Source organism: Streptomyces sp. NPDC127119, assembly GCF_042677425.1.
Lineage (GTDB): Bacteria > Actinomycetota > Actinomycetes > Streptomycetales > Streptomycetaceae > Streptomyces.
Map to the genome: position 1 here is coordinate 46,228 of NZ_JBHXTO010000024.1, position 20,229 is coordinate 66,456.

Genomic DNA, 20,229 nt, shown 5'->3' on the forward strand with positions numbered 1-20,229 from the left:
GAACTAAAACTGGGCTTACGGCAGATATCACCCATACCGTCTTCGGGGAGGCGTTGGCAGGGTAAGGCGAACCATTCGTCGTACATCTCGAAGAACGCAGCGGAAACCAGCCGGATGGTTCGACAACGCGACAACGGAGACCCCCACCGGCGACATCCGGATGGAGCGCGAAGTAGAAGTCGCGTACTACCCAGCCCTCTTCGGCCTCGACTTCGGCGCAGTCGGCTGACGCCCGGTTGCCGACGTCTCGTCCTGTTGGACGGGGTCCGGTACAACCCCCGGTCACCTCCGCGTCGCGAGGGGCGAGTCTCCGTGTCGAGCCGGGCGCGACGCCGACCCGATGCTCCGGCAGAAGCCGGGCATCGGGTCGGCCGCTCTCAGGGGCGAACGCCGCAGCGGGACAGCAGGCACAGATTGAAGCCCTGGGTGTTGCTGGGGCCGGAGCTCTGCTCACCCGTGGAGGATCCGACCGAGCAGTCGGACAGCAGGCAGAGGTTGCCTCCCTGCACGCCGCGATAGGCGGTTGAGTACATCCCCTGCGCCGAGGGCGCGCCGCCGTACCGGTTCGACAGTGCGGAGTGTGTCTGTCGGCCGGTCGTCTCCTCGGGTGTGGCCGCTCCGGCGGATGTCGCGCCGGCTATCAACAGTGCGCCGGCGGCGGTGGACACAGCACCCCATCGCAGGACAGTGGCAGGCAAGTTCATGGACTCTCCAAGACCTCGTACGGCAGACGGTTCGTCATGAGGTCTCCGATGCCATGGGGCCGGGCGGCTTGGTCGACGCGGGAACATTCTTCGGCGTACGGCTGTACGCGTCGGCGAACTGCAAAAGAAAAGCCTCCGCGGACGTGTCGTGCGTCACAGCACCAATCCGGCATCTCTGTGGCCCCGGACCATTCCTGTGAAGAACTTTCCGGGCCACACCGACGCTTTAGGGATCGACGGCACGCAGGTGCATCCCTGCGAGTAGCCGTTCGCAATCGTGACGCAGAACGAAAGGCCGGGGTGGGCGGACACCTGCATCGGCGCAGCTCGCAGCACGCGCTCACCAGGTGCCGCCAACCGCAGATCGGCTCGCTCAGCGCACCCGTACGTACCGAATTCGGACCCGTCACCGGCTTTCGGCGGCGGGACCTGCGCAGGACTTCCACAGAGGTGAAAACACGTGACCGACGCACCGCACACCGACCCTTCGACGGGGCATCTGCCCTTGACAGCGGCGCAGCGGGGGCTCTGGTTCGCCCAGCGGATCGACGTGGAGAATCCGTCGTTCAACGTGGCCGAGTACGCGGATGTCCACGGGCCGGTCGACCCCGCGATTCTGCGGGCCGCGGTCGGGCGGGTGGCGGTGGAGGCCGAAGCGCTGCGGGTGACGTTCGGCGACGACGACGGAGTTCCCTTCCAGCGGATCGGCTCCCGAGCGGACGCGGACATCGACGTTCCGCTGGTCGATCTGTCCGGGGCCGAGGACCCGCGAGGTGAGGCGTTGCGGCGCATGGAGTCGGCTCTTCGGCAGCCCGCCGACATCGTCACGGGCCCGTTGGTGAGCATGACCCTGTACCGGCTGGCGCCGGGGCGTCACCTCTTCCACCAGCAGGTGCACCACCTCGCGCTCGACGGATTCGGGGCCGCGCTCGCGCTCGCGCGGATCGCCGAGGTCTACACCGCGCTGGTCTCCGACGCCGACCCGTCGCCCGGCCCGGGCGGCACCCTTGAGGCAGTCGTCGAGCAGGAGAGCGCGTACCGGGACTCGCCACAACTGCGTCTCGACCAGGAGTTCTGGGCGCGCTACCTGGCCGGCGCTCCCACTCCGACCGGCCTCGGCGATGCCCGGCGCCGCCCCGGGCACTCGGCGCTGCGTGTCAGCCGGGACTTCGACGGCATCCGGACGGAGCGGCTGCGCGCGGCGGCCAAACGCGCCGGTGTCGGCTGGCCGACGTTCTTCATGGCGGCCATGGCCGTCTATCTCCACCGCAGTCGCGGACTGGGCGAGGTCGTGCTCGGTCTGCCGGTGACCGGCCGGCGGACCGCTCTGGCCCGCACGACACCGGCCATGCTCAGCAACGTCCTGCCGATGCGGCTGCGCATATCACCGGCGGACCGGGTGGCCGACGTGGCGAAGCGTGCCTCCGCGCAGGCGCGTGAGGTCCTGCGCCACCAGCGCTATCCGTCGGAGGACCTGCGCCGCGATCTCGGGCTCATCGGTACGGACGTGCCGTTGACCGGACCGACCGTGAACATACTGGCGTTCGACGACACGCTCGCTTTCGGGCCGCATCGCGCGACACTGCACAACCTGTCGATCGGCCCGGTCGAGGATCTGGCCGTCGCCGTGCACGCCTCGTACGCCGATGGTGGTCTGCGCGTCGATCTGCTGGGCAATCCGGGGCTGCACAGCCCTCGGGAACTGGCGGATCATCACGAACGCCTCTGCCGGCTGCTCGACGCCTTCGCGCAGGACCCCGACCGTGCGATCGGCTCCCTGCAGTTCGTCGGCGCGGACGAACGCCGTGAGGTCCTTGGCCTCGCCGCGCAGAGTCCCTCTGACACCACCGGGCAGGCCGTCGACCGCTCGCCCCTGCCCGAGCAACTCGCGGCGCAGGCCAGGACCTCCCCCGACGAGACCGCCGTCGTCTGCGGTGCGACGCGGCTGACCTTCGCGCAGCTCGACGTCAAGGTCGACGCGCTGGCCGGTGCGCTGGCAGCCGCGGGTGCCGGGCCCGGCACCCGGGTGGCCGTGGGGCTGCCCAGGTCCACCAACCTCGTGGTGGCGATGCTGGCGGTGATGCGCACCGGTGCCGCCTATCTGCCGCTGGACCCGTCGTATCCCGCGGACCGGCTCGCCTTCATGATCGAGGACTCACGGCCCGTCGCGCTGGTCGCGACGGCGCACACCGTCGACATCATGGACCCGCAGCGCGAGTTGCCCGTCGTCGATCCGGCTCTCGCCGAACAGGAACCGGATGTCGGCGCGCTGTGCCGTCCGGGCGGCCGCGACGCCGCGTACGTCATCTACACCTCGGGATCCACCGGCCGGCCCAAAGGTGTCGTCGTGGAGCACCGTTCGCTCAGCAACCTGCTCGACCATCACCGCATGGAGGCGTACGCGCTGGCCGAGGGGATTCTGGGGCGCAGGCTGCGGGTCGCGCTGACCGCCGCCACCTCCTTCGACGCCTCGTGGGACCCGGTGCTGTGGATGGTCGCGGGCCACGAACTGCACATCGTGGAGGACGGCGTACGCCGTGACCCCGAGGCGCTGGTGGACTTCCTCGTGACGCAGCGCATCGACGCCATCGAGACGACACCCGCCTACCTGCGCCACATGCTCGGCGCCGGTCTGCTCACCTCGCCCGACCACCGGCCCCGGGTCATCGCCCTGGGCGGCGAAGCGGTCGACGAAGACCTGTGGGACGAACTGGCAGGCCAGGCCGATCTGCTCGTCTTCAACTTCTACGGGCCCACGGAGACCACCGTCGACGCGGTGACCACCCGGATCACCGGCGGCAGCCCGGTCATCGGCCGGCCGATCGCGGGCGCCCGCGTCTACGTGCTCGACCCGTCCCTGCATCCGCTCCCCCACGGAGCCGTGGGCGAGCTGTACGTCTCCGGCGAGGGCGTGGCACGTGGGTACACGGGCCGCCCGGGGCTCACGGCGGAGCGGTTCCTTCCTGACCCCTTCGGCCCGCCCGGCGAGCGTATGTACCGCACCGGGGACCTCGCCCGCTGGAGCGAGAGCGGGTCCCTGGAATTCCTCGGACGCAGCGACCGTCAGATCAAGATCCGTGGCCATCGTGTGGAAACCGGGGAGATCGAGTCCGCGCTGCGGGCGCTGCCCGGCGTCACCGGGGCAGCGGTCACGGTGGCCTCGTCCGACGACGGAGTGGAGCGTCTCGCCGCCTATCTCGTACGCGACGGTGCGACCCGGGCAGACACCCGTCTCGCCGACGTCCGTGACGCGCTCGCGGGAACGCTGCCCGAGCACATGGTGCCCTCCGCCTACGCGGTGGTACCGGTGCTGCCGTTGACCCCGAACGGAAAGCTGGATGCCGACCGGCTGCCGCGGGCGCGGCCCGTCTCCTCCGACGGCGGCGATCCACTCACCCCGGACGAATCGCGGATGTGCGAGGTCTTCGCCGCGTGTCTGGATCTGCCCCGGGTCGGCCGGGACGACAGCTTCTTCCTGCTCGGCGGGCACTCTCTGCTGGCGACACAGCTGGTGGGCCGGATTCGCCGCGCCTTCGGTGTGGAGCTCCCGATCCGCTCCCTGTTCGAGGCGCCGACCCCGGCGGGGCTCGTCCGGCAGTTGGCCACCGCCTCGGTCGCCAGGCCGCCGGTACGAGCGGTACGGCCGCGTCCCGACCGGCTGCCGCTGTCCTTCGGGCAGCAGCGGCTGTGGGTCCTCCACGAGGTGGACGGGGAATCGGACGCGTATCACCTGCCGGTCGCCCTGCGTCTGTCGGGCCCTTTGGACGCGGACGCACTCGCCCTGGCGCTGTCCGACCTCACGGAGCGTCATGAGACTCTCCGTACGGTGTTCGCCGAGGACGAGGACGGCGCTCATCAGCGCGTCCTGTCGCCGGAATCCGCCCGCCCGCCGCTCGTGGTGATGCCCGCGTCGGGAACCGTGACGCCGGAGCCCGACCGTGCCCCGTTCGACCTGGGCCGGGATCTGCCGCTGCGTGCCCAGTTGTTCCCGGCCGCGTCCCATGAGCACATGCTCGTACTGACGCTGCATCACATAGCGGTGGACGGGTGGTCGTTGGGACCGTTGATGCGCGACCTGTCGGTTGCCTACGACGCCCGCTCCGCCGGCACACCGCCGGACTGGAAGCCGCTGACCGTCCAGTACGCCGACTACGCCTTGTGGCAGCGAGCCCTGCTCGGAGATCCCCGTCGGGCGGACAGTGTCGCCGGGCGCCAGCTCGCGCACTGGTCGACGGTCCTCGACGGGCTGCCGCAGGAGCTGACGTTCCCCCTGGACCGGCCGCGGCCGACCCACGGTTCGGGCCGCGGCGGGAAGGTGCCGGTCGCGATCGACGCGGCGGCGCACCGCGCCCTGGTGGGATTGGCGGCCGAGTGCGGTGCCAGCGGGTTCATGGTGCTGCACGCCGCGCTGGCCGCCCTGATGTCCCGGCTGGGCGCGGGTGAGGACATCGCGATCGGGACACCGGTGGCGGGCCGCGCCGACGAGAGCCTCGCCGATGTGGTGGGCTTCTTCGTCAACACCCTGGTGCTGAGGACCGATACGTCGCAGTCCCCCACCTTCCGCGAGCTGGTCGCGCGGGTCCGGCACGCCGACCTGGCGGCCTACGCCCACCAGGACCTGCCCTTCGAGCGCATCGTGGAGGAGATGACGCCGGAGCGTTCCCTCTCCCGGCACCCTCTCTTCCAGGTCATGCTCAGCCTGAACAACACGCCTCCGCCCTCTCTTTCCCTCGACGGGCTCACCGTCCGCCACGAGATGGCGATCGGCGGCGCCGGGGCCAAGTTCGACCTCACCTGGGACCTGACGGAGCGGCACGACAGTGACGGGGTGCCAGCCGGCATCGAGGGCGAACTGGAGTTCAGCCAGGACCTCTTCGACCGTGACACGGCCGTCCGCTTCGCCGAGCACTTCTCCCGGCTGGTCGGTGCCGTGCTCGCCGCTCCCGACCGTCCCGCGGCCGACGTCGAGTTCCTGACCCCGACGCAGCGAGCCGCTGCCCTGGGTGCTCTGCCGTCGGCCTCCCCGGCACCCACGAGTTCTTCCTCGACCCACTTCCATCCCGCTCCCGGAGTAGAGGGCTCCGTGGACGAGGACATCACCGTCGTCGACATGTTCACCACCTGTGCCACCCTGCAGCCGAACCGCACGGCCGTGGTCGCCGAGGACGGCCGGCTGACCTTCGGCGAGTTGCTGGAGCGCAGCAAGCAACTCGCCCGCGTCCTCGGGGATTTCGGCATCTCCGCCGGGGACCGCGTGGCGGTCGCGCTGCCTCGTGACACCTCCCACATCGTGGCGCTCATGGGTGTGCTGCGTTCCGGAGCGGCGTACGTACCGCTGGATCTCTCGCACCCCCTCGCCCGCAACCAACTGATCCTCGACTCGGCGGCTCCGCGACTGCTGCTGACCACGACGGCCGCCGACAGCGGCCTGCCCGGCACGACGGAGCGTCTCTTCCTCGACGATCCTCGGATCTGGCTCCCCGCCCACGGCACTCCCGCCGCGGCCGGGCCGCGGCCGCACGACGTCGCCTATGTGCTCCACACATCGGGATCCACCGGCCTGCCCAAGGGCGTGGCCGTGGAGCACCGCGCGCTGCTGAACCTGTTCACCGGACATCGCGAGCGGTTGATGGGTCCGGCGGAGGCGGAGAACAACGGCCTGCCGCTGCGTGTCGCGCTCACCGCGGCCATGACCTTCGACGCGTCCTGGGACCCGCTGCTCTGGATGATCGCCGGGCACGAGCTCCATCTGGTGGACGACGCCACGCGCCGCGATGCCGAGGCGCTGACCACGCTGATCCACGACAGCTCCGTCGACGTCGTCGAGACCACTCCATCCTTCCTCGAACAGCTCAGGGCCTGTGGGCTGTTCGCTCCCGGCCGCCCCCGTCCGCGCGTACTGGCCCTCGGCGGTGAACCTCTCAACGAGGCGCTGTGGCGGGAGTTGGGCACTCTGCACGACGTCGCCGTCTGGAACCTCTACGGGCCGACGGAGACCACGGTGGACAGTGTGATGGGGCGCGTCACCTACGGCACCCGCCCGCATCTGGGGAGTGCCGTCGCGGGGATGTGGGCCCGCGTCCTCGACGCACGGCTGCTTCCCGTCGCCCCCGGCGCGACCGGCGAGCTCTACCTCAGTGGCGCGGGCCTCGCCCGCGGGTACGAGAACCGCTTCTCCGAAACGGCGGGCCGTTTCCTCCCCGACCCCTACGGGCCGACAGGAACGCGCATGTACCGCACCGGTGACCTCGTGCGGCGTCGGCAAGGGCTCCTCGAATACGTCGGTCGCGCCGACGGCCAGGTCAAGGTGCGGGGTTTTCGTGTCGAGACCGGGGAGGTCGAAACGGTGCTCGGCGGCCACCCGGAGGTGGCGCAGTCAGCGGTCGCCGTACGGCCCGACCGGCACGGCGACGGACGTCTGACCTGCTGGGTCGTCGCCTGTGACGGGCAGAAGCTCTCCTCCCGGACTCTGCGCGCCTTCATGGCCGACCGGCTCCCGGCCCACATGGTGCCCACCAGCATCGTCCCCGTGGCCGCGCTGCCGCTGACCGCGCACGGAAAGGTCGACTTCAACGCCCTGCCGCTCGAAGCGCTGCCCGCGCAGGGAGACGAACTGGCCGGCACGGGCCCGGGGGCGGAGGGCGGCGCCGGCGATCCGCCGCGTTCCGCGCAGGAGGAGATCCTGTGCGCCCTGTTCGCCGAAAGCCTTGAGCAGCCGCGCGTCGGCCGCGACGACGACTTCTTCGAACTCGGCGGCCACTCGCTCCTCGCGACCCGCGTCATCAGCCGGATCCGTTCGGCCTTCGGCGTCGAGCTTCCGGTACGGGCCCTCTTCGAATCCACCACCCCGGCGGCACTGGCCGAGCGTCTGGACCTGGCCGGTACCGCACGACCGGTCCTGCGCCGCACCCACAGGCCCGCCCGTCCTCCGCTGTCACCGGCACAGCAACGGCTGTGGTTCCTGCACGAGATGGACCCCGACGCCTCCGCGTACCACATATGCGTCGCCGTACGGCTGCGGGGCACCGTGGACCGCCCCGCCCTGCACCGCGCCCTCGCGGACGTGGTGGCCCGGCACGAGAGCCTGCGCACGCTCATCGACTCCGACGGGGACGAGCCCCACCAGGCCGTCCTCGCCCCCGGTGACGCGCGCCCCGACATGACGGTCACCGACCTGCCCGAGGCGGACCTTCCCCAGGCCCTGCGGGACGCGGCACGCAGGCCCTTCGACCTGGCGCGCGAGATCCCGCTGCGCGCGGACCTGTTCCAGGCCGCCGAGGACCGGCACACGCTGCTGATCACCGTGCACCACATCGCCGCCGACGGCTGGTCGATGGGTCCGCTGGCCCAGGACCTGGCCGGCGCCTACGCGGCGCGGTCGGCGGGACGCGCGCCCGACTGGGCCCCTCTCCCGGTCCAATACACGGACTACACCCTCTGGCAGCGCGACCTGCTGGGCAGTTCCGACGATCCGGAATCCCTGGCGACCGAGCAACTCGCCTACTGGAAGGCCGAGATGGCGGGGGCGCCCGAGGAGACCGCGTTGCCCGTCGACCGGTCCCGGCCGGCCGTGTCCACCGGGCGGGGCGCCACCGTGGCCTTCCAGTTGCCGGCCGCCACGACCGCGGCGCTGTCCCGGCTGGCCAGGGAATCGTCCACCAGCACCTTCATGGTGCTGCACGCCGCACTCACCGCTCTTCTGCATCGCGTCGGCGCCGGGGACGACATCACCATCGGTACGCCGGTCGCCGGCCGCACGGACGACGCCCTCGACCCCGTCGTCGGATTCTTCGTCAACACGCTCGCGCTGCGCGCCGACGCCGCCGGCGATCCGACCTTCGGTGAACTGCTCGCCCGGGTGCGCGACACCGACCTCGCCGCCTACGCCCATCAGGAACTTCCCTTCGAGCGCCTGGTGGAGGAACTGCGGCCCGGCCGATCCCTCAGCCGTCATCCCCTGTTCCAGGTGATGCTCACCCTCAACAACACCCGTCAGCCCCGGCTCGATCTCCCCGGACTCCAGGCCGAGATCGAAGGAGTCGACACCGCGGGTGCCAAGTTCGACCTCTCCTTCAGTTTCACCCAGCGTCAGGGTGCCGCCCCGGGCAACGACGTCATCGACGCCACCCTGGAGTTCAGCCAGGACCTCTTCGACACCGTCACCGCGCAGCGGATGACGGACTGGTTCCGCCGGCTGACGGCACAGGCCGTGACCACGCCCACCACCCGGTTGTCCGACCTCGAACTGATCGGCACGGAGGAACGGTCACACCTGCTCGCCCTCGGCCGCTCGGGTACCGCCGCGAGCGGCGCCGCGACCGTCCTCGACCGTTTCGCCGAAACCGTCTCCCACTCCCGCAGCGGCGACATCGCACTCACCGCGCCCGACGGCCGGGTGTCGTTCACGGAACTCGACACCCGCTCCGACCGTATCGCCGCACTGCTCAGGGCGTCCGGGGTGGGCCCCGGCGACCCCGTGGCCGTCCTGCTGCCCCGCTCCGTCGACTCCGTGGCGACGCTGCTCGGGGTGTTCAAGGCCGGCGCGATCTGCGCTCCCCTGGACGCCGGACTCCCGTCGGGTCGTATCGAGGCCGTGCTGGACGACATCCGCCCCGCCCTGGTCGTCACCGCCGACGCCACCCGGCAGCTGATCCCCGGGACGTGGCCGCGCCTGATCCTCGACCACCCGGAGACCGCCCAGCTCCTCCGGTCACCCGCCCCCTGCGCTCCGACGACACCACCCGTGCCGGGCGCCGCCGCCTACCTGATCCACACCTCGGGTTCGACCGGCAGGCCCAAGGGCGTACGCGTCGGACACGCCTCGCTCGCCCGGCTCCTGGACCACCATCGCAGGCACACCTTCGCCGCGGCCGTACGAGCCGGCGGACGCAAGCGGCTGAGGGTGGCCCTCAGCGCCTCCCTGTCCTTCGACGCGTCCCTCGATCCGCTGCTCTGGATGATCGACGGGCATCACCTGCATCTGCTCGACGACCTCACCCGGCGCGACAGCGAAGCGTTCGTCGACGCGGTGCGCGCCCAGCGCCTGGACGTCCTGGAATCGACCCCGACCCACGTCCGCCAGCTCCTGGACGCGGGACTGCTCGCCCCGGGCGGCTCCCACCGGCCGGCCGTCGTGATCCTGGGTGGTGAAGCCGTCCCGGCCACGCTGTGGACCACGCTGCGTGCGGTCCCTGACGTCCAGAGCTGGAACTTCTACGGCCCCACGGAAGCCACCGTGGACACCCTGATCGCAGCCGTGCACGACACCGACCGTCCCGTGCTCGGTTCCCCGGTCACCGGCACCCGCGTGGCCCTGCTCGACACACGGCTCCGCCCGGTACCTGTGGGCGTCACAGGTGACCTGTACCTGTCCGGCGAGAGTCTGGCCCACGGCTACCACAACAGGTCGGCGGAGACCGCGACCAGCTTCGTACCGGACCCGTACGGACCTGCAGGATCGCGTATGTACCGCACCGGCGACCGCGCGCTGCGCACCTCCGACGGCTCACTGGAATTCGCCGGCCGCTCCGACGGCCAGACGAAGATCCGGGGCTTCCGGGTGGAACCCGACGAAGTCACCGCCGTTCTCGAGACACACCCCGACGTCCGCCGGGCCGCCGTACTGCCCCATCAGAGCGGCCCCGCCGGCACCCAACTCGCCGCGTACGTCGTCCTCCGCGACCATCCGGACCAGGCAGGAAACGCCGCCGAACGACTCGCGGTCGTACGCGAGCACGCCGCCCGGCAGCTGCCCGCCTACATGGTTCCCTCCGGATGGCTGTCCCTGGATCAACTGCCCCTGACAGCGAGCGGAAAGCTCGACCGGAAGTCCCTGCCGGATCCGGCGCCCCTGAACCGGACCGACGCCGCGGGGCGCAGCCCGCGCAACCCCCGCGAAGACGTGCTGTGCACGCTGTTCGCCGAAGTCCTGGGCGTCGACCAGGTCCTCATCGACGACGACTTCTTCGACCTGGGCGGCCACTCCCTCCTCGCGACCCGGCTCATCGGGCGCATCCGCGCCACGCTCGGCATCGAGATCAGCATCCGAAGCCTCTTCGAGGCACCCACCGTGGCACTCCTCGCGGAACGCCTCCTCGACCCGGCCCAGGACAACCCGCTGGCGACCCTCCTGCCGCTGCGCACCACCGGCAGCCGCCCGCCGCTCTTCTGCGTCCACCCCGCGGGCGGTCTCGCCTGGTCCTACGGCGGGCTGCTGCCCCATCTCGATCCCGACCAGCCGTTGTACGGACTGCAGACCCCGAACCTCGACGGCAACGCCCCGTTCCCCGACAGCATCGAGGCCATGGCGGCCGTCTACGTCGACGAACTGCGCACCGTCCAACCCCAGGGCCCCTACCATCTGTTCGGCTGGTCCTTCGGCGGCAACGTCGTCCAGGAGGTCGCCGTCCAGCTCCAGGAGGCCGGCGAACAGGTCGCCCTGCTGACCATCCTGGACGCGTTCCCGCTCGCGCCGCTCGACGACCTCGACAACGCCGGCCGGGACACGGTCTTCCGTGCCCTGCTGTCCAACATGGGAGTCGGCGCGGACCGCCTCGACTCCGAAGGCCCCGTACAGGCCTCCTCGGTCCGCGAGGAGTTCCGGCGCGTCGGCAGCCCGCTCGGCTCGCTGGAACCGGCCGTCATCGACGCGATGGTCGACAACTTCGCCGGCCAGTCCCGGCTCATGAGGAAGTACACACCACGTACCTTCCACGGCCCGGCCCTGTTCTTCACAGCCGTCGAAGGACGCCCCGCCGACGCCTTCGGACTGGACCTGTGGGCGCCCTACATCGACGGACACATCGAGAACCACGACGTGCCGTGCGCACACGCCCGGATGATGCAGCCCGCAGCCCGGGAGCAGATCGGAACGACCCTGGCCGCAGCCCTGCGCGCCGGGCACCTGCCCACCCAAGGAGACCCCTCGTGACCAACCCCTTCGACGACCCCCGGACCCAGCACCGCGTTGTCGTCAACGACGAGGGCCAGCACGCTCTGTGGCCGTCCTTCGCCGAAGTGCCCGCCGGCTGGGAGGCCGTCTTCGGACCCGCCGAGCAGACCTCCTGCCTGGAGTACGTCGAACTGCACTGGACCGACCTGACCCCCAGGAGTGCCCGCGTCGCCGTGGCCTGACACCCCGTCCAGTCCCACCACGACGAAAGGCAGCGATGACTCAGCGGCAGAACGAGCCCGCGATACGCGCCGAAGGCCTCACCAAGAGCTTCGGGGACAAGCAGGCTCTCACCGGCGTGGACCTGGAAGCGGCCCCCGGCACCGTGCTGGGGGTGCTCGGCCCCAACGGGGCGGGCAAGACCACGACCGTGCGGGTGCTGTCCACGCTGCTGCGGGCCGACAGCGGCCAGGCATGGGTGGCCGGACACGACGTGCACGAGGAACCGGAGAACGTCCGCCGCCATCTCGGGCTGTCGGGCCAGTACGCCGCCGTCGACGAGAAGCTCACCGGGCGCGAGAACCTCTACCTCGTGGCCCGGCTGTACGGGATGGGACGGCACGCGGCACGCCGCCGGGCGGCCCAACTGCTCGACAGCTTCAACCTCCAGGAGGCCGCGGACCGGCGCAGTGGAACCTACTCGGGCGGTATGCGCCGCCGCCTCGACCTCGCGGGCGCACTTGTCGCCCGCCCGGCCGTCGTGGTGCTCGACGAGCCCACCACGGGCCTCGACCCGCGCGGGCGCGCCGACACCTGGGCCTCCATCCAGGAACTCGTGGCGGCCGGCACCACCGTGCTGCTGACCACGCAATACCTCGAAGAGGCCGACCAGTTGGCCGACACCATCGCCGTCATCGAAAGCGGCCGGGTCATCGCCCGCGGCACCGCGGCCCAGCTCAAGGCCCGAGTGGGCGGCGAGCGCCTCTCCCTGACCGTGCCCGAACCACACCTTCGGACCCCGGCCGCCGAGATACTGGGCGCCCTGGGACCTCACGTCCCCGTCTTCGACGCCCGTACGGGCCGGTTCACCGTCACGACCGACCATGGTGCCGAGAGCCTCGAATACGCCCTCGGCTGCCTGCGGACGGCCTCCATCGCGGTGCGGGACGTCGGACTTGCGCCGCCCACACTCGACGACGTCTTCCTGGCCCTGACCGGTCGACCGCAGACCGCCGCGGAAGGCGCCGCCGTCCAGCCGATGGAAGGAGTCCGGTGAACGCCGTCGGCCGCCTGACCCGCGACTCGTCGATCGTGGCGTGGCGCAACCTGCTCAATCTGCGCCGCACCCCGGGTTCGGTGATCGCCGCGCTGGTGCAGCCCGTCATGTTCGTCCTGCTGCTGGCGTACGTCTTCGGAGGCAGCCTCGGCGGAGCCGACTACCGGACGTTCCTGATGGGGGGCATCTTCGCCCAAGCCGTCACGTTCAACGCCGCGTTCACCGCCCTGGGCCTCGCGAACGACATGGACAAGGGCATCGTGGACCGCTTCCGCTCCCTGCCCATGCCTCGTATGGCGGTGCTCCTGGGCAGAACCCTGTCGGACCTGATCATGAGCAGCGTGACGCTGATCGTCACCTCGCTGTGCGGCCTGCTGGTCGGCTGGCGCATTCACGCCTCGGTCACCGACGCGCTCGTCGGCTATCTCCTCATCCTGCTCTTCGCCTTCGCCATGTCCTGGGTAGGGGCAGCGATCGGGCTCCTTGCCCGCAGCGTCGAAGTGGCCCAGAGCGCCGGCCTCATCTGGCTCTTCCCGGTCACCTTCGTGTCGTCGGCGTTCGTCTCCACACACACCATGCCCGGACCACTGCGCACCGTGGCGGAATGGAACCCCGTCTCAGCGACGGCGACAGCCGTGCGTCAACTTTTCGGAAACCCGCCCCCCGGCGGCATCCCGGTCAGTACCGTCTGGCCCGTGGCCCACGCGCTGCCTTACGCTCTCGGTTGTGCCTGCCTCATCACAGCGGCCTTCATGCTGGTATCCCTGACCAGGTTCCGCAGGATAACTCTGGGCTGAGACACGGTGCCGGAGCCCGGGGCAGCAGATCCTGCCTCTTAGGGCAGCACATCATGCCTCGGTGCTTGCTGACTTGGCACCGGCGCTGCGTCTAGCGTCCGATGGTGAGCCTTTGGACTTCTCTGGAACCCGCCTCCGCGACCGTGGACCCGGGTGGCAGTACGACGGTGCGGCTGCGTCTGCGCAACACCGGTGATGTGGTGGACGAGTACCGCTTCGAGGCGGTCGGTGCACTGGCACCATGGACGAGAGTGGAGCCGCAGACGCTGCGGCTGTATCCGGGAACGACGGGCTCGGTGGACCTGACCTTCGCGCCACCGCGGACGCCGGACGCGACAGCGGGTCCCAACCCGTACGCGGTACGCATCACGCCGACCGAGCACCCGGAAGCGGTGACGGTCCCCGAGGGGAACCTCACCATCACTCCGTTCACGGAGGTGCGGGCCGAGCTGGTGCCGCCGACGGTGAAGGGCCGTTTCCGGGGCCGTCCGAAGCTGGCGGTGGACAACCTGGGCAACACGAAGCTGACGGCGTCGGTCAATGGCAGCGACAACGGCGATCAGCTGTCGTACGACATCCATCCGTCGAACGTGCAGATCGAGCCGGGCCGCGCGGCCTTCGTGAAGACGACGCTGAAGCCGCGCCAGATCATCTGGTTCGGATCCAAGGAGGACCGGCCCTACACCCTGGCCGTGCAACGGTCCGGTGTGGACCCGCTGGACGTGCAGGGCACGTACGTCCAGAAAGGGTTCCTGCCGCGCTGGCTCGCCACCTTCCTCGGCATCTTCATGGCGCTCGCGATCACGCTCGTGATGCTGTGGATCGCCTACAGGCCCCAAGTACGCAGCTCCGCCACGGAGAAGCTCCAGGACGTCGGCGTCAGCACCCTGGCACCCTCCCCGTCACCGACACCCGAGGCGCCGAAGGCACCGTCCGCCGACGCGGAGCCCGGCGAGCCCGCTCCGCAGGAGTCCGGCGGCCAGGAAGGAGGAGGGTCCGCCCCGTCGGCGGAACCGACGAAGAAGCAGGAAGCGCCCGAGAGCGTGGTGCCCGCGACCAACGTCCTCCTGCGGAACACCGCCACCAAGAGGTGCGCCGACATCCCGGGCAAGGGGAAGGGCAAGAAGGACGGCCGGGTCCAGCAGTACACGTGCGACGAGAGTCCCGACGACAACCAACTCTGGGACCTTGAGGTGCGTTACCCGAAGCTCGGCCCCGGCGGCTCCGCCCTTTTCCAGATCCGCAACGTCAAGGACCAGCTCTGCATGGACCTGCCGGGCTCCGGAGCCCAGTCCATCCATGCGGCGCTCTCCGAATCGGACTGCGTCGGCACTGTCGCCGACAACCAGCTGTGGTGGGTCGACAAGCAGAAGAGCGGCGCGTACTGGATCCGCAACTACGCCAGCAACAACAAGTGCCTTGAGGTGGCCGGTAACGAATCCAGCGCCGACGAGACACGCCTCCTGCTCTTCCACTGCACCACCACCGACGACCAGGAATGGCAGATCATCCACCCCTCGAAGAGTTGAGACACGGCGTCGGAGGCGGTCCCACTCAGCTCCTGCGTTCGAACGCCCGGTGGTACAGGCCGCGGAGGGAGGGGTCGGTCCAGAAGGCGATGTCGCAGAAGCCGAGGGAGCCGTTGCGGGCGACGATGAATCCGTGGTCACCCTTGTGGAAGGTGATGCCGTCCTCCCAGTGTCCGATGTTCGTGACCCGCACGGTGGAAGCGTCTCCGTCGGTGTACCAGTGGTCGACCTTGAAGGTGACCTGATCGCCACTGACGGAGGCCACCGTGCCTTCGAAGGCCACCGTATGTTCTGTCGCCCGGTCGCGGAGACTGTCGACGGTGGGGCCTGCGCACCTGGCTCCGCCGCTCTCCCCCGCGGCCTTGAGGACAAGCGCGGACGGGGCGTCGTCGGGGGTGTCGTCGGAGGAGTCCATCGTGCCCCAGGCGATGCCTCCGGCCACCGTGAGCACCACCGCTGCCACGAGGGCCAGACGGCGGCGAGGCCGACGGGGGGACGACGGTACGGTTCGCACTTCGGTGTCGACGGTCATGGTGGCCTCCATCAGCCGGTGGGGATCGGGGGGAGGAGCCACCGAGGCCGATGTCCTGGGCCCCCGGCCACGCGGCAGGGGCCTGTGCTGTCCGGGCCAGCCGTTCCACCAGCCGCAGCCGACGCCCTTCCGCCCGGCGCGCGTTGGCCAGACAGCCACGGGCAACCCCGTAACACCACGGCAGTACGTCCGCGGGCTCGGCCGCACGTCCTGTGTCGAGCCCCGGCACATCATCCAGCCTGCGCCACAGCACAAGCATCGTCTCCGCGAGGACGTCGTCGACCGCACCGGGATCCGCTCTCCGACGCAGATACCGGTGCAGCGGCTCGGCGACCACGCCCACCAGCACCTCGAATCGGGCTTCCCGCTCCCGCGAGCGCCCACGCTCCAGCATGAACTCCATACCTCCGCCTGTCCGGCACCATCCACTTTCTTTCACCGCCGACGGAACACCTGCCTCGCGCGGTTGGAGGACGATGCCGGGTGCCGGCGAAAGGAGTGGTCCGTCTTCATGCACCGGATTCTGAAGGCACTTTCACTGTGCGTGAGTTCAAGAGAACCGGCCCGGGCCACTCGGATACTGGATGATGATGGAGGGCGCCAGGTCGACGACGGGCAGTTGCTGCGCCTGGGCCATGGTCCGCAGCCAGACGAGTCTGCCGGCGCTCACTGACGGGTCCCTCCGCTGACGCACCGGCCTACGGCGTCGCGCACCGAACCTGCAGCATTGCACAACGGACCTGCGGTTCCGGAACCCCTATCAGGATGGCGGGGTGTCGCTGGGGTCGAGGTGGAGTCGGCGGGCGAGTACGTCGCGGGCGACGTCGAGGAGGGGGCGGCCGTGGCTGAAGGCGTGGCCGCGAAGGCGGATCAGTGCGATGTCGCCGTCGATGTCGAGTTGGGCGGCGAGCATGCCGGTGGCCTGGTGGACTTCGGCGAAGTGCAGGCCGGGTTCGTCCAGCAGGTCGATATGGGCCAGCTCGGGGTGGGTGACGGTGGTGATGACGATCTGGGCGAGGGTGTCGACGAGGCCGAAGGCGCTGGTGAGCTGGTCGGTGTCCATGGGGCCGGGGCGGGTGCGGTGGCCGGTGAGCACGCCGAGTGCGTCCATCCCGATGCGCAGAGGGAAGGAGAACACGGCATGCACATCGAGTGCTTCGATGGCGGCGGGCAGCCCCGGCCAGCGGTCGGCGGTGAGTTCCCCGACGTCGGGGAGCAGGAGCAGGGTTCCGTGGTGGGCGGCGTCCAGGCTGGGTCCCTGGCCCTGGATCTGTTGCAGGTCCTCCAGTGCGACGGTGCGTTCGCCGTGGGACTGTACGAGTTCGGCCGGCCGGTCGATGGGCGACAGGAGCAGGCCCAGTCCGTCCAGGCCCAGCATGTCGGTGCAGTCGGCCAGCGGCAGGGGTGCCATGCCGGGTCCGACGTGGGTACTCAGGGCACTCAGGTAGGCCCTCATCACCGGGTGGGTCACCGCTGCGGCCTCCTTACGAGCATGATGCAGGCCTCTTGGGAATCAGTCCTCCGATCACATCCCAGAGGTTCGCGGAACCGCCGCTTCATCGGTCGCGCCGGTCGAAGAGGGCCGGGTCAGCCGTGCCCTGCATCACTTGGCGGGCGAGATCGGTGAGCCGCATACGGCGGCTGCGCGCATGGCGGCGCAGGTGGGCGAAGGCCTGTTCGACTTCAGTGCCGAGGCGCTGCGCGAGATAGCCCTTGGCCTGCTCGACGACGACGCGGCTGTCCAAGGCGCTCTGTAATTGTGCGCTCACCGTCATCCGTTCGCTCACCGCCCGCTGCTGCAGGACCCCGATGGTGGCCGTGTCGGCCAGTGCCTGTCCCAGGCGCAGATGGGAGGCGTTCAGTGGACCGGGCTGCTCTCGGAAGAGGTCCAGGGATCCGATCACCTGGTCGTGCAGGCGCAAGGGGCAGGCCGCCACCGAGGTGAAGCCGGCTTCGACGGCCCGTGGCGCGAACCGCGGCCAGCGTCCCCTGGCCTCCGCCGTGACCAGGGAGACGTCGGGGACCTGCTTCTTGCTGCGGAAGCAGTCCCAGCAGGGGCCCTCGCCCTCTTCGACGCCGACTGTCTCCAGACGGCGCGTGCGCTCGTCGGTGGCCGCCACATCCACCAGCCGGCCGCCAGGGGTGGCGAGTTGGACTCCCGCCGCCGTCACGTCCAGCAGCTGTACGCAATGCTCGGCGAGCGTGTAGAGGAAGCCGATGACGTCGAAATCCTGTACGAGGATGTCGGCGAGGTCGACGAAGACCGCCTCCAACTGCTCCTCACGCGGCAGCTCGATCATGTCCCACCCGTCTTCAAGAATGGTCCGAAAACCTTCCCACAGGCTGCGAACTCCTGCCACCGACACGCGCCTTGTCGAGCACAGCCCCCGGTCAGGGTCCGCGGCACGTACACGCACGAGCGGGCCGCCCGCCAGCACGGCACCTCGCTGCCCGCCCCGGTCGCGCCGGACATCAGGTGGCCCGTCGCGTCCGGTGGCCGCGGGTTCAGGACAGAGCCGAGCCTGATCGACGTACTCCGGCCTGATCACCGAACTCGGGCTGCGGTACGAAGCGGCCTCTCCCGGCTCACTCACGAAGTGCGGTGTGCGTTGTTGCGGTACAGAAAACACCTGAATCGATCCCCGCCGGAGGGCCCATCGGGCTGTCCGACCGTCCTCCTTCGTGGCGGCTGTTCGCGGTAGCGTGAAGGGGAGTTCCAAGGATGTCTACAGCACTGTGCGCATGCGTCTGATGCCGGTGCGCGACGATCATGTGCGAAGGGGGCGGCGGTCGTGTCGTCAGCGGACATGTTCTCCGGCCCTGAGTGGTCGGCTGTTCTTCGCACTGCCCTGCGGCCCGCGGATTCCACACGTGGGTGGGGCGCGGGAATCAGACGTGGTGCGCCCTCAGGGAAAGGGGGCGTTGTGGCTGTCATGCCTGAACTGCCGCGTGAGGAGCGGCTCGCTGTCGCGTTCGTCGAACTCTCCGACACCCTGGTGCGGGATTTCGATGTGATCAGTTTCCTGTACACGCTCACCGAGCACTGTGTGGACCTGTTGGACGTGGCGGCGGCCGGGGTGCTGCTGGGGATGCCGCAGGGCCAGGTCGTGGAGGCCGCCGCCTCCGACGACCGTACCCGCGCCCTGGAACTGTCCGGCGTCGAATGGGACGAGGGCCCCTGCCGGGACTGCTACCACGACCGGGCGCCGATCTCCGATGTCCGGCTGGACACCGAGGCCGCCGACCGGCGCTGGCCGCGCTTCGCGCCGCGCGCCCGGCAGTTGGGCTTCACCTGGGTGGTCGCCGCCCCGCTGCGCTGGCAGGAACAGGTGATCGGCGCACTCAACCTGTTCCGTGACCGGCGCGGTCCGCTGGACGGCAGGCAACTGCTCCTCGCGCAGGCGCTGGCGGACACGGCCACCATCGCGATCCTCCAGCAACGGGTCGTCCACGAACAGGCGACCGTGATCACGCAGCTCCAGCACGCCCTGAACTCCAGGGTCGTCATCGAGCAGGCCAAGGGCTACCTCGCCCAGCGCCATGGCACCGGCGTGGACGTGGCGTTCACCAAGATGCGGGCCCATGCCCGCCGCAACAAGGCCAAGCTCACCGACGTGGCCCGCCAGGTCCTGGACGGTACCGCCGCGCCCACCCTGCTGGACCCCGAGCCCTGAAACACCGCCCGGCCCCGCCCGCAGGGAGAACGGGGTGTCGTGATGTCAGTAACGGATCCGGCCGTCACCTCACTGCTGCGCGCCCTGGACGCGCACCGCGGCCCCGGCCTGCCAGCGCTCCCTCTGGAGGACCTCAGCCGGTCAGTGGGCCTGGACGGGATGGCCTTCCTGCTGGTGCCCGCCGACGGGCCCGGCCACCTGGTCCAGTCCTTCGGTGAACGTACCGTCGCCCTGGAGGACCTGCAGCTCACCCAGGGACAGGGCCCCGGTCCGGACACGGCCCGGCACGGTTCCGCGGTCCTCGTTCCCGACCTGGCCGCCCTCGATCCGGCCCGCTGGCCCGGCCTGCCGGCCCCCGCACTGGAACTCGGTGTGTACGCCGTATTCGCGTTTCCGCTGGGAATCGGCCTCATCACCGCCGGTGTCCTCACCGGCCACCGCACCACCCCCGGCCCGATGACCAACACCCGCCTCACCACCACCCTGGTGTGGGCCGACCACCTCACCCACCACCTCATCGCCCAGGCCGCCGGCCCCGGAGGCCCCCACCGGCTCCTGGACACCACCCAGTTGCATTTCGCCGAGGTCTACCAAGCCACCGGCATGCTCGCCGCCCGCCACGACATCGACTTCATCCAGGCCCTGGCCCGCCTGCGCAGCCACGCCTTCCATACGGAACAGCCCCTCCTCGACGTGGCCCGCCAGATCCTCACCCGCCGATTGCGCCTCAACACCGACAACACCCCCAGTACCTGACCCCACCCCCAACACCACCGAGGCGCACACGCTGCCTGGACCACAAAACGGTCCGCCCACGAGCGAACCC

At 70.2% G+C, this 20,229-nt stretch carries 11 protein-coding genes; 7 read left to right on the top strand and 4 right to left on the bottom strand.

The window, feature by feature from the left end; all coding sequences use genetic code 11:
• Nucleotides 1–377: 377 nt before the first annotated feature.
• Nucleotides 378–704: a hypothetical protein gene (locus ACFVH5_RS14090; RefSeq protein WP_385833846.1), complete on the bottom strand. Its 327-nt coding sequence runs from the start codon at nt 702–704 to the stop codon at nt 378–380.
• A gap of 460 nt (nt 705–1,164) precedes the next feature.
• On the opposite strand from ACFVH5_RS14090, the gene ACFVH5_RS14095 reads away from it, so the two are divergent.
• From ACFVH5_RS14095 to ACFVH5_RS14115, 5 genes are all read left to right on the top strand, one after another.
• Nucleotides 1,165–11,634 (top strand): amino acid adenylation domain-containing protein, encoded by a 10,470-nt coding sequence (locus ACFVH5_RS14095; protein WP_385833848.1) that lies wholly within the window; start codon nt 1,165–1,167, stop codon nt 11,632–11,634.
• Complete coding sequence (locus ACFVH5_RS14100) at nt 11,631–11,837, top strand: MbtH family protein (RefSeq protein ID WP_385833850.1); 207 nt, start codon at nt 11,631–11,633, stop codon at nt 11,835–11,837. Before ACFVH5_RS14095 ends, ACFVH5_RS14100 begins: the two co-directional genes overlap by 4 nt.
• A 35-nt stretch (nt 11,838–11,872) precedes the next feature.
• On the top strand, nt 11,873–12,871 hold the full coding sequence (locus tag ACFVH5_RS14105) for an ATP-binding cassette domain-containing protein (protein WP_385833852.1): 999 nt from the start codon (nt 11,873–11,875) through the stop codon (nt 12,869–12,871).
• On the top strand, nt 12,868–13,668 hold the full coding sequence (locus tag ACFVH5_RS14110) for an ABC transporter permease (protein WP_385833854.1): 801 nt from the start codon (nt 12,868–12,870) through the stop codon (nt 13,666–13,668). Before ACFVH5_RS14105 ends, ACFVH5_RS14110 begins: the two co-directional genes overlap by 4 nt.
• A gap of 104 nt (nt 13,669–13,772) precedes the next feature.
• The gene (locus ACFVH5_RS14115; protein WP_385833856.1) at nt 13,773–15,197 is read left to right on the top strand and encodes an RICIN domain-containing protein; all 1,425 of its coding nucleotides are present in this window, start codon (nt 13,773–13,775) and stop codon (nt 15,195–15,197) included.
• A gap of 25 nt (nt 15,198–15,222) precedes the next feature.
• Here the strand turns inward: ACFVH5_RS14115 and ACFVH5_RS14120 are convergent, their stop codons facing one another.
• The 3 genes from ACFVH5_RS14120 to ACFVH5_RS14130 form a co-directional block, all read right to left on the bottom strand.
• Complete coding sequence (locus tag ACFVH5_RS14120; protein ID WP_385833857.1) at nt 15,223–15,729, bottom strand: hypothetical protein; 507 nt, start codon at nt 15,727–15,729, stop codon at nt 15,223–15,225.
• Nucleotides 15,730–16,489: 760 nt separating this feature from the next.
• Nucleotides 16,490–17,200, bottom strand: coding sequence for an ANTAR domain-containing protein (locus tag ACFVH5_RS14125; protein ID WP_385833859.1), 711 nt, complete (start codon nt 17,198–17,200; stop codon nt 16,490–16,492).
• 85 nt (nt 17,201–17,285) lie between these two features.
• Nucleotides 17,286–18,029 (bottom strand): GAF and ANTAR domain-containing protein, encoded by a 744-nt coding sequence (locus ACFVH5_RS14130; RefSeq protein ID WP_385833860.1) that lies wholly within the window; start codon nt 18,027–18,029, stop codon nt 17,286–17,288.
• A gap of 633 nt (nt 18,030–18,662) precedes the next feature.
• Between ACFVH5_RS14130 and ACFVH5_RS14135 the strand changes: the two genes are divergently transcribed.
• Nucleotides 18,663–19,403 carry a GAF and ANTAR domain-containing protein gene (locus ACFVH5_RS14135; RefSeq protein WP_385833889.1) on the top strand — a complete coding sequence of 247 codons (741 nt, stop codon included), beginning with the start codon at nt 18,663–18,665 and terminating at the stop codon, nt 19,401–19,403.
• Between the two features lie 42 nt (nt 19,404–19,445).
• Nucleotides 19,446–20,159: an ANTAR domain-containing protein gene (locus tag ACFVH5_RS14140; protein WP_385833890.1), complete on the top strand. Its 714-nt coding sequence runs from the start codon at nt 19,446–19,448 to the stop codon at nt 20,157–20,159.
• Nucleotides 20,160–20,229 lie beyond the last annotated feature (70 nt).